Annotated in this window: 13 protein-coding genes and 1 pseudogene; 3 read left to right on the forward strand and 11 right to left on the reverse strand. The window is 69.6% G+C overall.

Annotated features, from left to right (window positions below):
• The first annotated feature begins 93 nt into the window (after positions 1–93).
• Complete coding sequence (locus tag AB0K35_RS30630) at positions 94–1,527, forward strand: MFS transporter (RefSeq protein ID WP_363889820.1); 1,434 nt, start codon at positions 94–96, stop codon at positions 1,525–1,527.
• A gap of 141 nt (positions 1,528–1,668) precedes the next feature.
• Here the strand turns inward: AB0K35_RS30630 and AB0K35_RS30635 are convergent, their stop codons facing one another.
• The 5 genes from AB0K35_RS30635 to AB0K35_RS30655 form a co-directional block, all read right to left on the reverse strand.
• A complete protein-coding gene (locus AB0K35_RS30635) occupies positions 1,669–3,342 on the reverse strand; it encodes a glycoside hydrolase family 13 protein (RefSeq protein WP_238670582.1) in 1,674 nt (557 codons plus the stop codon).
• A 31-nt stretch (positions 3,343–3,373) separates the two neighbouring features.
• Entirely contained in the window at positions 3,374–4,420 is a 1,047-nt protein-coding gene (locus tag AB0K35_RS30640) for a LacI family DNA-binding transcriptional regulator (RefSeq protein WP_238670471.1), read from the reverse strand.
• Between the two features lie 66 nt (positions 4,421–4,486).
• Positions 4,487–5,455, reverse strand: coding sequence for a carbohydrate ABC transporter permease (locus AB0K35_RS30645; RefSeq protein ID WP_238670469.1), 969 nt, complete (start codon positions 5,453–5,455; stop codon positions 4,487–4,489).
• Position 5,456: 1 nt separating this feature from the next.
• The gene (locus AB0K35_RS30650) at positions 5,457–6,503 is read right to left on the reverse strand and encodes a sugar ABC transporter permease (RefSeq protein ID WP_238670468.1); all 1,047 of its coding nucleotides are present in this window, start codon (positions 6,501–6,503) and stop codon (positions 5,457–5,459) included.
• A 70-nt stretch (positions 6,504–6,573) separates the two neighbouring features.
• Entirely contained in the window at positions 6,574–7,920 is a 1,347-nt protein-coding gene (locus AB0K35_RS30655) for an ABC transporter substrate-binding protein (protein ID WP_238670467.1), read from the reverse strand.
• A gap of 250 nt (positions 7,921–8,170) precedes the next feature.
• Here AB0K35_RS30655 and AB0K35_RS30660 point away from each other — a divergent pair, with 250 nt between their 5' ends.
• Positions 8,171–8,944 carry a M23 family metallopeptidase gene (locus tag AB0K35_RS30660; RefSeq protein WP_238670466.1) on the forward strand — a complete coding sequence of 258 codons (774 nt, stop codon included), beginning with the start codon at positions 8,171–8,173 and terminating at the stop codon, positions 8,942–8,944.
• A gap of 52 nt (positions 8,945–8,996) precedes the next feature.
• Here AB0K35_RS30660 and AB0K35_RS30665 read toward each other — a convergent pair whose 3' ends face one another.
• From AB0K35_RS30665 to AB0K35_RS30685, 5 genes and pseudogenes are all read right to left on the reverse strand, one after another.
• Complete coding sequence (locus AB0K35_RS30665; protein ID WP_363889826.1) at positions 8,997–9,491, reverse strand: TspO/MBR family protein; 495 nt, start codon at positions 9,489–9,491, stop codon at positions 8,997–8,999.
• A gap of 172 nt (positions 9,492–9,663) precedes the next feature.
• A complete protein-coding gene (locus tag AB0K35_RS30670; protein ID WP_007464364.1) occupies positions 9,664–9,807 on the reverse strand; it encodes a GPGG-motif small membrane protein in 144 nt (47 codons plus the stop codon).
• The gene (locus tag AB0K35_RS30675; protein ID WP_357366407.1) at positions 9,798–10,574 is read right to left on the reverse strand and encodes a metallophosphoesterase; all 777 of its coding nucleotides are present in this window, start codon (positions 10,572–10,574) and stop codon (positions 9,798–9,800) included. Before AB0K35_RS30675 ends, AB0K35_RS30670 begins: the two co-directional genes overlap by 10 nt.
• A gap of 10 nt (positions 10,575–10,584) precedes the next feature.
• The gene (locus AB0K35_RS30680) at positions 10,585–10,860 is read right to left on the reverse strand and encodes a hypothetical protein (protein ID WP_238670463.1); all 276 of its coding nucleotides are present in this window, start codon (positions 10,858–10,860) and stop codon (positions 10,585–10,587) included.
• Positions 10,857–11,444, reverse strand: a pseudogene (locus AB0K35_RS30685) (nucleotidyltransferase); the annotation flags it as partial. The pseudogene AB0K35_RS30685 and the gene AB0K35_RS30680, both read right to left, overlap by 4 nt.
• A 161-nt stretch (positions 11,445–11,605) precedes the next feature.
• Here AB0K35_RS30685 and AB0K35_RS30690 point away from each other — a divergent pair.
• Positions 11,606–12,292 (forward strand): thymidylate kinase, encoded by a 687-nt coding sequence (locus AB0K35_RS30690; RefSeq protein WP_363889829.1) that lies wholly within the window; start codon positions 11,606–11,608, stop codon positions 12,290–12,292.
• Here AB0K35_RS30690 and AB0K35_RS30695 read toward each other — a convergent pair.
• Positions 12,277–12,969, reverse strand: a complete 693-nt coding sequence (locus AB0K35_RS30695; protein ID WP_238670460.1) for an SDR family NAD(P)-dependent oxidoreductase — start codon at positions 12,967–12,969, stop codon at positions 12,277–12,279. The two genes, AB0K35_RS30690 and AB0K35_RS30695, sit on opposite strands and share 16 nt — an antisense overlap.
• Positions 12,970–13,120 lie beyond the last annotated feature (151 nt).

The following is a 13,120-nucleotide window of genomic DNA, read 5'->3' on the forward strand; positions in this document are numbered from 1 at the left end:
CCGTCGGAATCGACGCGGGTGGGTGCCGGTGGACGGTGACCGGCACCCACCCGCGTGACGACGTCCTGCACGCGGTCTGGTTGGCTGCCGGTCATGACGGTGACCAGTGGCGGGCCAAGCCTGCGCCCCCATGGTCGGGGCGGTGGGCCGGCGCACCGGTTGTACAGCGTCGTGGTGTTCGTGCTGCTCGCCTCGCTGGACAACGTGGCGATCGGGCTGGTCCCCCCGTTGTACGGCCCGATCTCCGACGCGTTCGACGTGTCCGGGCGGCTGCTCGGCGTGGTCACCGCGGCCAGCTTCCTGGTCAGCGCGGTCGCGGCGGTCGGCTGGGCGTACGTCGGGGACCACACCAACCGCAAACCGCTGCTCATGGTGGGCACGCTGCTCTGGGCGGCGGGCACCGGCGGTAGCGCGCTCGCCGGCGGCTACCTGACGTTCCTTGCCGCGCAACTGGTCGCGGCGGTCGGTCTCGGCGCGGTCGGCTCGGTGGGCTTCTCCGTGGTCACCGACCTGATCTCGCCGACCCGGCGCGGGCTGGTGATGAGCTTCTGGGGGCTCTCCCAGGGGGTCGGCACTCTGGCGGGCACGCTCGTCGGCGGGCTGCTCGGGGCGGCCGACTGGCGGCGACCGTTCCTGCTGCTCACCGGCGTCGGCCTGGTCGCCACGGTGGCCTACCTGTTCACGTACGACATCCAGCGTGGCCAGAGCGAGCCGGAACTGGCCGGCAGGTTGAACGCCGGCGCCGAGTACGACTACCGGATCAGCCGCGCCGACCTGCCGCGCATCCTGGCCCGGCGGACCAACCGGTGGCTGATCCTGCAGGGTCTGACCGCGCAGGCCGCGTTCGGCTCGCTGGTCTGGCTGCCGGTGCTCTTCGCCGAACGGGCCGAGGCCCAGGGCTACTCCACGTCGACGGCGGTGGTGGTGGGCAGCGTCTTCGCCACGCTGTTCCAGCTCGGTGGGGTGCTGTCCATCGTGGGCGGGCTGATCGGTGACGCCGTGCAACGGCGTACCCCGCGCGGGCGGGCGCTCGTCGCCTCGATCGGCATCCTCGCCGCGCTGCCGTTCTACCTGGTGTTGTTCTTCGTACCGGTGACCATCGACGTGCCGGACGGCGCGAGCGGCGGCGCGGTGGTGGGTGCGGTACTGGCCAGTGTGTTCACCGAACCGTCGGTCGGGCTGAGCCTGCTCACCGCCATCGTAGCGCTCGCGTTGACGTCGGCGAACTCGCCGAACTGGTTCGCGTTGATCGCCGACGTCAACCCGCCGGAGCACCGGGGCACTGTCTACAGCCTGGGCAACCTGGTCAACGGGGTCGGTCGCGCGGCCGGCAACGGGCTGGTCGGGGTGGCCTTCCAGGCGCTGCGAGCGGCGTTCCCGCCACCGCTGAACTTCGCCGTCGGGCTGGCCGCGTTCCAGCTCTTCTTCATCCCGACCGGTGTCATGTACTGGCTCGCCTCGCGGACCTCACCGGCGGACATCGACAACGTGCACGACCTGCTGCACAGCCGGGCCGACCGCCTCTGACCCCCCGCGCGCCGCCGCGCGCGCCGCCCCGCAACGCGCCGCTCAAGATCGCGCTACTTCCTGGTTCTAGTTGCCTTCCGCCGGAGCGAGGCCACTACATCGTGAAAGTAGCGCGATCTTGAGGGTGTGGTCGGCGGGAAATCAGCCTCGCAGCCAGACGGTCACGTCGGCCGGGACCGCGCCGTCGTCGTCCAGTGGCGCGCTGGCGGCGAGCACCTCTGTGCCGGTCGGCACCGGCACCGGGGCGGCACCGAAGTTGGTCAGCACGGTCAGCTCACCGTTGCGGAAGCTCAGCACCTCGTCGCCGGAGGACAACCACTCCAGGGTGCCGCGACCCAGCCCGTGGGCACGCCGCAACCGCAACGCCGCGCGGTACAGCTCGTACGTCGAACCGGGCACGTCGCGCTGCCGGTCCAGCGCGTACTCCGCCCAGAGCGCGGGCTGCGGCAACCAGCTCGCGTCGGTCGGCCCGAAGCCGTACGACGGCGCGTCGGCCTCCCACGGGATCGGCACCCGGCAGCCGTCCCGGCCGCGCTGGGTGTGCCCGCTGCGTGCCCAGGTCGGGTCCTGCCGGGCCTCGTCGGGCAGTGTGGTGTGCTCGGGCAGCCCCAGCTCCTCACCCTGGTAGAGGTACGCAGAGCCGGGCAACGCCAGCATCAGCAGGGTGGCCGCCCGGGCCCGGCGCAGACCGAGTGCGGCGTCCGGCTGCGGGTCGCCGATGCCGATGCCGTTGGGGCGTACGGTGCCGACCGGCAGGCCGAGTCGGGAGGCGTGCCGCACCACGTCGTGGTTGGACAGCACCCAGGTGGTCGGCGCGCCGACCGAGTCGGTCGCCTCCAACGAACGGGTGATCACCGCGTACTGGGCCGGTGCGCTCCACGCGGCGAGCAGGTACTCGAAGTTGAACGCCTGGTGCATCTCGTCCGGGCGGACGTAGCGGGCCAGCCGCTCGGCCGGTTCCACCCAGGCCTCGGCGACCAGCACCCGCTCACCGGGGTAGCTGTCCAACACCTGTCGCCACTGCCGGTAGATCTCGTGCACGCCGTCCTGGTCCCACATCGGCGGGCGGGGCTTGTCGATCTCGTTGCCGGAGAGGATCTCCTGCGGCTCCTGCCAGTCGGCAAGGTCGGCCTGCTTGATGAGGCCGTGCGCCACGTCGACCCGGAAGCCGTCCACGCCGCGGTCCAACCAGAAGCGCAGCACGTCCAGAAACTCCGCGTGCACCTCCGGGTTGTCCCAGTTGAGGTCCGGCTGCCCGGTGTCGAACAGGTGCAGGTACCACTGGCCGGGCTGTCCGTCGGCGTCGACAGTCCGGGTCCAGGCTGGACCACCGAAGACGCTCTGCCAGTCGTTCGGCGGCTGGTCGCCGGCCGGACCGCGGCCGTCCCGGAAGATGTACCGGGACCGTTCCGGGCTGCCGGGAGCGGCCGGCAGCGCGGCCTGGAACCAGCGATGCGCCGAGGAGGTGTGGTTCGGGACCAGGTCGACGATCACCCGCAGGTTGCGGGAGCGGGCCTCGGCGATCAGCTTGTCCGCGTCGGCGAGAGTGCCGAACAGCGGGTCGATGTCGCGGTAGTCGGCCACGTCGTAGCCGGCGTCGGCCTGCGGCGAGGGGTAGAAGGGGGAGAGCCACACCGCGTCCACGCCCAACTCGACCAGGTGGTCGAGGCGGGCGGTGATGCCGGGCAGGTCACCGATCCCGTCCCCGTCAGAGTCGGCGAACGAGCGGGGGTAGATCTGGTAGATGGCGGCCTCGGTCCACCAGCCGGTGGCCGGTTGGCCTGAGGAGGTCTGCTGCGTCGGGTCGGTGTTCAGGGTCGTCTCCCGTGTTGCGGTGTGTGGAATTTCAGTGTGCCCGGGGCGGTGCTGTCGAATCCCGGACCACCAACCGGGTGGGCAGGACCACCGGAGTGTCCCAACCGGCCCCCCGTTGACTGACGACCGGGCCCGGCGGTCGGGCCCCGAGCGGGTCGAGCAACATCTGGGCGGCCAGCCGGCCCTGCTCGGCAGCGGGCTGGGCGACGGTGCTGAGCCCGAGCACACCGGCCAGGTCGTGGTTGTCGATGCCGACCACGCTGACGTCCTGCGGCACCCGCAGCCCGACGTCACGCAGGGCGGAAATCGCGCCCATCGCCATCTCGTCGCAGGCGGCGACGATAGCGCTCGGCGGCTCGCCGCGGGCCAGCAACTCGGCGGTGGCGCGGTTGCCGCCGTCGATGGTGAAGGTGGACTCGATGTCCAGTGTGGGGTCGGGTCGTATGCCGGCGGAGCGCAGCGCCGCCTGGTAACCCCGACGTCGGTCGAGGTGGGTGGTGAAGGCCAACTCGTCGTCCGGATCGCCGGAGATGTGGGCGATCCGGTGGTGGCCGAGGTCGATCAGATGCTTGGTCGCGGTCCGCGCGGCAGCCACGTCGTCGATCCGTACGCACGGCCAGTTGGGCACCCTGCTGCCCGAGCTGATGGTGACGCCGGGCAGTTCCAGGGTGGCCAGCGCGGTCAGGTCGGCCGGGCGCAGGGGCGTGGCGACCAGCATCATGGCGTCCACCCGCTTGTGCAGGTTGGCCGTACGCAGGACCCGCTGGCGGACCTGCTCCCGGCCGCCCAGGTTGTAGAGCAGCAGGTCGTAGCCGGACTGGTGGAGGTACTCCTCGACCGCCTCGACGACGGTGCTGAAGAACCAGCGGGTGATCCGGGGGACCACCACGGCGACAGTGCCGGTCCGGCCGCCGGCGAGCCGGGACGCGCTCGGCGAGACCTCGTAGTCGAGTTGCTCGGCGGCGGCGAGTACCCGGCGCCGGGTGGCGGCCGAGACCGTCGGTAGTCCGCGCAGCGCCCGCGAGACGGTGGCCGTGGACACTCCGGCCAGCCGGGCCACATCATCGATCCTCGTCACGGTTTCCCCCGCTCGGTGCCCGGAGCGCCCGCCGCCGCCCGAGGGGCCAGGCGGCGGGCGCGCGGGTCAGCCCTTGACGCTGCCGGCGAGCAGACCTCGCACGAAGAAGCGCTGCAGGGACAGGAACACGATGAGCGGTACGACGATGCTGACGAACGCACCGGCGGTCAGGCGCTGCCACTCGTTGCCCCGGGTGCCGGCCATCTCGGCGAGCCGGACGGTGAGCGGAGCGGTCTCGTCCCCGCCACCGGCGAAGATGAGCGCGACCAGCAGGTCGTTCCAGACCCAGAGGAACTGGAAGATGCCGAACGCCGCCAGCGCGGGGGTGATCAGCGGCAGCACGATGGTGCGGAAGATCTTCGGGTGGGTGGCCCCGTCGACCCGGGCCGCCTCCATCAGGTCCCCCGGCAGTTGCGAGATGAAGTTGTGCAGCAGGAAGACGGCGAATGGAAGTGCGAAGCAGGTGTGGGCGAACCACACCTGGGCGAACTTCTGCTCGTCGACCAGGTCCCAGGCGGGCATCAGTGTGACGCCGCCGAGGGTGACACCTGTGGAGAAGAACCTGAGCAGCGGCACCAGGGCCATCTGCAGCGGCACGATCTGCAACGCGAAGATCGCGATGTAGACCCAGTCCCGGCCGCGGAAGTTGATCCACGCGAGCGCGTACGCGGCGAGGCACGCGAAGGCGAGCGGGAAGAGCACCGACGGAATGGTGATCGCCAGCGAGTTGATGAAGGAACCGGCGAGCTGCCCGGAGGACGACGACCGCCCGAACAGGACCTGCTCGTAGTTCTCGAAGGTGAACTGCGGGTTGGTGAAGGCCGTCCACCAGCCGGTGGTCTTGATCTCGTCCTCCGGGCGGAGGGAGGAGACGAGCAGACCGAAGGTCGGAATGGTCCAGACCACGGCGATGACGATCGAGACGAGCGTCGCGGTGCGGCTGTTGAGGCGCTTGCGGACTCGGCCGGCAGTGGTGGACGGAGTGCCGTCGGTCTTCTGCGTGCCGACGGCGACGGTGGGCGTTGCGGTGGTCATCTCAGCCCTCCCGCTGTTGACGGAGGTTACGGATCTGGTAGATCACGACCGGGATGACCAGGATGAAGAGGAAGACCGCGAGCGCGGAACCCCGCCCGTTCTCGCTGTACCGGAACGCCTGGTTGTACATCTCGTTGGCGATCACGCTGGTGTCGTAGTTGCCGTTCGTCGAGGTCCGGACGATGTCGAAGACCTTGAGGGTGGCGATGGTGAGGGTCACCATCACGACGATCAGCGCCGGTCGGATGCTCGGCATGGTGATCTGCCAGAACATCTGCCACGGGCTGACGCCGTCGAGCCGGGCGGCTTCGACGATGTCGCCGGGGATCGCCTTGATCGCGGCGGAGAGCACCACCATGGCGAAGCCGGCCTGGATCCAGATCATGATGACGATCAGCAGCAGCGTGTTGAGTGGTGATTCGAGTAGCCACTGCTTGGGCTCACCGCCGAGGCTGACCACGATCTGGTTGAGCAGACCGATCTGGTCGCCGTCACCCCGGTAGGCGTAGACGAACTTCCAGATGATGCTGGCGCCGACGAAGGAGATGGCCATCGGCAGGAAGATCAGTGACTTGGCCACCGACTCGAACCGGGCCTTGTCCACCAGTACGGCGTAGATCAGGCCGAATCCGGTCGCCACCAGCGGGACCAGGAGCACCCAGACCAGGGTGTTGATCAGGACCCGGACGATCGAGTCGTCGGAGAACATCCAGGCGAAGTTGTCAAACCCCACCCACTCCGTGCTGGTCCTGTTCATCAGGGAGAGCAGCACGGTGCGGATGGCCGGCACGACCAGTCCGATGACGAGCAGCAGCAGCGTCGGCAGCAGGAAGAAGAACGCGAAGATCCCTTCCCGCTGCTTGGGCCGACGGGGCAGCGGGGCCCCGCTCACGGAGGCGGCGACGAGCTGGGCCTCCCGTCGACGGGCGAACCAGGCCGGCACCACGTCGAGCAACAGGAGCAGACCCCCCACCACCAGCACGAAGGCGACCAGCCCGTACATCAGCATGAGGAACTTCGGCTGCTGATCGGCGAAGTCGAACTTCATCAACCCTCCCTTCCGGGTCCACCTCGGCCGGTGGCCCGGCCCGCGAACGCGGACCGGGCCACCGCCGGGATCACTTAGGCCAGCTGCTCTCGATGCCCTGAAGCACCGGGGCGGTCGCCTTGCCGTTCAGCCACTCGATCATGCCCTTCCAGAACGTTCCCGCGCCGACGCCGGCCGGCATCAGGTCGGATCCGTCGAAGCGGAAGGTGCCCGTCTTGTCCTGGAGGATCTGGACGGAGAGCTTGTCGATCGGGCTGGCGACGTTGGCGATGTCCAGCTTGTTGTTCGCCGTGACCCAGTTGCCGAGCTTCGCGCGGCTGTTCACGTACTCCGCCGAGACGAGGTAGGTCTGCACGGCCTGGACCTCGGGACGGTCGGCGTAGCCGACGACGAACTCGCCCGCGCCCAGCACCGGCTTGCCCTTGGCCGGGTCGATGGCCGGGAAGTAGAAGGCGAACGCGTCGCCGTCCTCGGCCACCTTGGTGCCCTCGGGGAACTGGTTGGCGTAGAACGACGCCTGTCGGTGCATCGCGCACTTGCCGGTGGTCACCGGCAGGCCCGCCTCCTGGAAGGCGGTGGTGGTGATGCTCTTGACGCCGCCGAAGCCGCCGTTGACGTACTTCTCGTTCTTGAGGATGCTGCCGGCGCGGTCAACCGCGTCGACGATCTTCGGGTCGTTGAACGGGATGGCGTGGGTGGTCCACTGGTCGTAGACCTCGGGACCCTGCGTACGCAGGACCACGTCCTCGATCCAGTCGGTGGCCGGCCAGCCGGTGGCGTCACCGGACTCGACACCCGCGCACCACGGCTTGACGCCGCTGGCGGCGATCTTGTCGCTCAGGGCGATGAGCTGGTCCCAGGTGGTCGGAACCTCCCAGCCCTTCTCCTTGAACGTCTTCGGCGAGTACCAGACGAAGGACTTCACGTTGGCGCCGAGCGGCACGCCGTAGAGCGTCCCGTTCACGGTGCCGTACTTCAGCCAGTCGGCCGGCATGTTCTGCTCGGCGAGGGCCTTGGTGTCGGCGCTGAGGGACTTCAGCTTGCCGGCGTCCGCGAAACGCTTCACCAGACCCGGCTGCGGCACGAAGGCGATGTCGGGGGCGTTGCCACCGTCGACCCGGACGGGGAGCTGCGCCTCGAACTCGCCGCTGCCCTCGTAGTCGATCTCGATGCCGGTGCACTCGGTGAACTGCGACCACGACCGCTCCAGCAGGTCGGCCTCGGCGTCACGGATGGACGCGTAGATGGAGACCTTCTTGCCGTCGTGGCCCTCGTACTTGTCGTATGCGGCGCACTCCGCGGAGCCCGCTTTGCTGCTCTTCTTGTCGTCGCCGGTACCGCAGGCGGTGGCGCTGAGCGCCAGCCCGATTACACCGGCGATCACGAAGGCCTGGCGTGGTCTGGTAAAGACCGCCATGCCGTCCTCCTTCCTAGCCGGCGCGGTCGTGCTGGTGACCCGTCGCCGGTCCGATTGGGCGTGCACACATGTAAGCGCTTGCATCCGGCCGGGTCCACCCCCTGTCAGACACGAGCGAGTAACAATCCGGAAACCTGCGGGCTGCCTGGTGGGCGTGGTGGCGGGGCACGCTGCGGACTCTTTCGAAGATTGACGATATCTGTCAGGCTAGCCCCCACGGATCGAAGGTTTTCGACATAGGAGGAGCTGTATGCGAAAGCGGTGGATCAGCCTGCTGGTGACGGGTCTCTTGGTCGGGGGAGCACTGACGCCGGCGACTCCCGCGCTGGCCGCGCCGACCTTCAGGGTGCCGTTCCCGTGCGGGCAGTCCTGGTCCGGGCAGACCCGGTCGGACCACAGCCCGGCGTACGCGGTCGACTTCAACCGCACCGACGATGCCGGCGACCCGGTGGTCGCCAGCGCCCCCGGCACCGTCGACCGCGTCACCGACCTCGGCGGTACCAGTTACGGCAAGTACGTCCGAATCAACCACGGGGGCGGTTACAGCACCTACTACGCGCACCTCAGCGGCTTCAACGTCTCGGTCGGGCAGACGGTCGGGTACGGCAAGGTGATCGGCTGGGTCGGCAGCACCGGGGGATCGACCGGCCCACACCTGCACTACGAGCAGCGCCTCAACGGCGCCGACATCCAGGTCCGCTTCAACGGCAGCCTCGCGCTGTACTGGGGCACCAAGAGCTACACCAGCGGCAACGGGTGCTCCTCGGGCAGCGGTAACGGCACCGTCGACACCAGCGGCACGCCGCTGACCGTCCGCTCCGGCCCCGGCACCGGGTACGCCTCGGTGGGCACCGTCGCCGACGGCACCCGGGTGACCATCGCCTGCCAGACCAGCGGCACCACTGTCACCGGCACGTACGGAACCAGCTCGATCTGGGACCGGATCGGCTCCGGACGCTTCATCGCCGACGCGTACGTCTACACCGGCCACGACGGCTACATCCCGAACGTCCCCCGCTGCTGATCCGGCAACGGCCACGGTCCCCGGCGGTCGCCGCCGTCGGGGAACCGACGGGTCAGGCGTTCAGCCGCCAGATCGACAGGTTCAACGCGGCGGCGAAGGTGACCCAGGCCCAGTACGGCAGCAGCAGCGCCGTCGCCACCCGGGACACCCGGGCGAACAGCAGCACGGTCAGGCCGATCGCCAGCCACATCAGCACGATCTCCGCGAACGCCAGCCCGTACAGCCCCGCGCCGAAGAACAGCGGGGTCCAGATCGCGTTGAGCACCAGTTGGGCGGTCCACGCCCAGAGGGCGGGGGAGAAGCCGACCCGGCGCCACACCAGCCAGCCGGCCACCGCGATCAGTGCGTAGAGCAGCGACCAGACCGGGCCGAAGAGCCACGAGGGCGGGGCCCAGCCGAGCTGCCGCAGGTTCGCGTACTCCTCGGTGGTGCCCTGCACTCCCAGCCCGCCGATCGCGGCCGCGACGAAGACCGCCGCCGCGAAACCGGCGAGGGCCCACCACGCTCGCCGCCCGGAGGTCGCCGGCGCGTCCTGAGATATCTCCATCGTCGAGATATTTCCCCGCTGGGGTCGGCTCAAACCGCCGAGCGGGAGGGCGGTTCACCAGACCGGCCAGCCACGAAAAAGCGCCGGGATCGCCATGACCGATGCTTCTGTCGGGAGGACGAAGCTTCGGTCGCGGCGACCCCGGCGGGTCCCGGTGTTGAGCGTGTGAGCGCTAATTGAAGATGCTGACACCACCCGGGCCGACCAACAGCCCGACGACGATGAGGACGATGCCCCACAGGATCTGCCGGCGGAACAGCGCGAGGATGCCGGCGACCACGAGTACGACTGCGAGAATCCAGAGAATCAGCTCCATGACCTCTGAATACCCGACTGGCCGAGCGTGGAAACCTGATCGGTGTCGAGTTGATCGCCAACGTGAAAGACGCTGTACGCCTGCTTGATCACCGGGTGCGCGACGTTGCGGACGCGTACCCCGCCGGGGGTCGTGCCGCGCTCGGTGCCGGCGTGCGCGTGCCCGTGCACTGCCAGCGCCGTGGGCGCCGAGTCGATCGCCTGCCCCAGCTGGTACGACCCGAGGAAGGGGTAGATCTCCAACGGCTCGCCGACCAGTGTGTCCGGCACCGGCGAGTAGTGGGTGAGCGCGACGAGCATGTCGCAGTCCAGTGAGCGCAGCGCCGCACCGAGACGGTCCGCACTGTCGGTGGTGGTCCGCACGAAGGCCTTCATCTCCGGCTCGCCGAAGTCACTGGCGCACCGCCCGGCGAACCCGCCGCCGAAGCCCTTGACGCCGGCGATGCCGAGCCGGCCACCAGCGCAGTCCAGCACGACGCCGTTGCCCTCCAGCACCGTGATGCCCGCGTCCTCCAGCACCTTGACCACCTGTGGCACCTGGTCGCACTGGTGGTCGTGGTTGCCCAGCACCGTCACCACAGGTACGGCCAACCCACCGAACTCTTCTGCCACGCAGCGCGCCTCGGCCTCGGTGCCGTGCCGGGTCAGGTCGCCGGCCAGCAGCAGCACATCGGCGCACTCCGGCAGCTCCTCCAGCGCCGGCCGGAATCGGCCGACCACGTCCTCGTCCAGATGCACGTCGCCCACAGCGGCAATCCGGATCACCATGGAACCTCCCTCAGGGCAGTTGCTCGATCTCCGTGGGCGCTTGGGTGCGGATCACCCCGATGTCGCTGGTGATCGGCACGTCCGGGAAGCGCTCGGACACCCGACGCAGGATCTCCTCCCGCCGGTGCGGACTCTCCACCTCGCCGTGGAGCACGAGGGCGCGTTCCCGTCGAACCACTGTGATCCCCTGTTCGGCGACGGCGGGGTCCTCGACCAGCAACCGTTGGATCTCCGCCTCGACGTACTCGTCAGGTGGCCCGGCGTCGATGTCGCGATGGTGGGTCACGATGTCCCCTCTCCTGGCTGGGTGCCGGCGTCCGGCACCACCTCCAGCCGGTCCAGCAGCACCAGGAACGCCTCGGCGTACGGCGAGTGCTGCGTCTCCTTGCGTACCCGTTCCCAGTCGATCTGCTCCCGCAGCGAGCGGGCCAGCGGCAGACCGCGGGCGAAGTCGCAGTAGTGCTGGGAGAAGCTGAGCAGTTTGTGCACCATCAGCTGGGTCGCGGACAGCACCGGCATGTGAATCGCGTCCACCGGTCGGATGACAGTGTCGGCGAACGTCTCCTCGGTCACCGGCGTCTCGATCGGCCGGTGGATCAAATCCACCATCCGGCCGTCGTCGAAGACCTTCACCAGCCAGTCCTCCGGTGGACGCTCGGCGACGAAGCCGGCGGCCACCAGGGCCTCCAGTGCCGCTTCCACGTCGGCCTCCCGGATCAGGAAGTCGACGTCGTGATCGCTGGAGTGGCCCCCGTGGGCGTAGACCGCGAAGCTGCCGCCCAGGGCGAACGGAATCTCGGACTGCTTGAGCACGGCGGCGACCTTCTTGAGGGTGTGCACCAGACTCTCGTCTCCGCGCTCAGCCATCTGGTTCCTCCGTCGTCGTGTTGGTGGACCGGCGGTTGGATTTCAGACTCCGGTACCCGGCATTCCGTTCGTCCACACCTGCTGGGGTCTCGGTAGGGCGTCAACAGGGATGAAGCACCACAAACCTCGCGGACCACGTGCGTAGGTCGGATAACCTGTGGAGAGTGGCCAGATCATCGGGGATGCGACGACGCAAGGCCCGATTGCGCACCGTCGCCCTGATCGGGATCGACGGTTCGGGCAAGACCACGCAGGCGCACCGGCTGGCCGACGCGCTGACCGCCGCCGGACGCCCCGCCACCTACCGCCGCAACGCCAGTGGCCGCCGCTGGCTCGGCCGGCTCGCCCAACGCCTCGGTCGGCCGGACGCGCAACGGCTCGTCGGTCGCGACGGCGTGCTGGCCGTGGAGTCGGTGCTGCGCTGGCTGGCCATCGCCATCGCCCTGATCAGTTGTCTGCTCACCGGTCGGACGGCGGTGATGGACCGCTACTCGGCCTGCCAGTACGCGAGCATCAGGGCGCACGGCGGGCAGCGCTGGGAGCGGCTCGCCCGGGCCGGCTACCGGCTGTTCCCGACACCGCAGGTGACCTTCCTGCTCGCCGTCGACCCGGCGGAGGCGTACCGGCGCATCGAGGAACGCGGCACCGACCACGAGACGATGGGGTGGCTGACCGCCGCCGACACCGCCTACCGGGCACTGCCCGAGTACCCCAGCTTCGTGCTTGTGGACGCGGGCCGCCCGGCCGAGGAGGTGACCGAGCAGATTCAGGCGCACCTGGAAACCTGGCTACCGCCGTCCGCCTCGGGCGGCGAGGACCTCGGCCCGGTGGTGGCTCAGGCCCGCCCGTAGACCGGCACTGTGGCGCCACTGGTCGGGGCGGAGTCGGCCGACGCGAGGAACCGGATCACCGGCGCGATCTCGGCCGGGGTGACCCAGCGGGAATGGTCGGCGTCGGGCTGCGCGGCCCGGTTCGCCGGGGTGTCGATGACGCTGGGCAGCACCGTGTTGCAGCGCACGTGCTGCGACCGGTACTCCACAGCGACAGCGTTGGCGAAGGCCAGCACCGCAGCCTTGGCCGTCGAGTAACCGGCCGCGCCGCGGAACGGGGTGACCGCCGCGCGGGCCGAGACGCACACCACCGCGCCGCCGCCGGACGCCACCAGGTGCGGGAGCGCGGCCTGCGTGACCAGAAAGGTCGGCCGCAGGTTGACGGTGAGCATCCGCTCGAACTCCTCGACCGGGGTCTCGTGCACCAACCCGCCGCTGGCGTACCCCCCGACGAGGTTGACCACGGCGCGCAGCGGCGCCGCCGGTTCGCCGGCCGCGGCCTCGACCGCCTGCGCCGCGCCCGCCGGCTCGCCAAGGTCCGCGACCACCCGGACCAGTCCGGCCGCCGCCGGCTCCGACCCGGGCCGGGCTTTCCGCTCCGGTACGACCACCCGCCAGCCCGCCTCGACGAACGCGGCGACGACCGCCCCGCCCAGCCCGCCGGAACCCCCGGTCACCAACACGCTGCGCTCTCCCATGGGCCCCACGCTAGTGCCCACCCCCTTCGACCCCTTCCGTCGATCATGAAGTTGTCGCAGTGACACGCCGATCTGAATGGCGACAGCTTCATGATCACGGTCTGCCGTGGGCAGATTGGATGGATTGTCAGGAGCTTGGGGGCGCAGGATC

It is taken from the genome of Micromonospora sp. NPDC053740 (assembly GCF_040677775.1).
Lineage (GTDB): Bacteria > Actinomycetota > Actinomycetes > Mycobacteriales > Micromonosporaceae > Micromonospora > Micromonospora alfalfae.

Bases quoted from the DNA above. Each gene is read 5' to 3' on its own strand.
- AB0K35_RS30675 (WP_357366407.1), bottom strand. From the start codon at position 10,574: ATGGTGATCCGGATTGCCGCTGTGGGCGACGTGCATCTGGACGAGGAC.
- AB0K35_RS30695 (WP_238670460.1), bottom strand. From the start codon at position 12,969: ATGGGAGAGCGCAGCGTGTTGGTGACCGGGGGTTCCGGCGGGCTGGGC.
- AB0K35_RS30650 (WP_238670468.1), bottom strand. From the start codon at position 6,503: ATGAAGTTCGACTTCGCCGATCAGCAGCCGAAGTTCCTCATGCTGATG.
- AB0K35_RS30665 (WP_363889826.1), bottom strand. From the start codon at position 9,491: ATGGAGATATCTCAGGACGCGCCGGCGACCTCCGGGCGGCGAGCGTGG.
- AB0K35_RS30645 (WP_238670469.1), bottom strand. From the start codon at position 5,455: ATGACCACCGCAACGCCCACCGTCGCCGTCGGCACGCAGAAGACCGAC.
- AB0K35_RS30660 (WP_238670466.1), top strand. From the start codon at position 8,171: ATGCGAAAGCGGTGGATCAGCCTGCTGGTGACGGGTCTCTTGGTCGGG.
- AB0K35_RS30670 (WP_007464364.1), bottom strand. From the start codon at position 9,807: ATGGAGCTGATTCTCTGGATTCTCGCAGTCGTACTCGTGGTCGCCGGC.
- AB0K35_RS30630 (WP_363889820.1), top strand. From the start codon at position 94: ATGACGGTGACCAGTGGCGGGCCAAGCCTGCGCCCCCATGGTCGGGGC.
- AB0K35_RS30655 (WP_238670467.1), bottom strand. From the start codon at position 7,920: ATGGCGGTCTTTACCAGACCACGCCAGGCCTTCGTGATCGCCGGTGTA.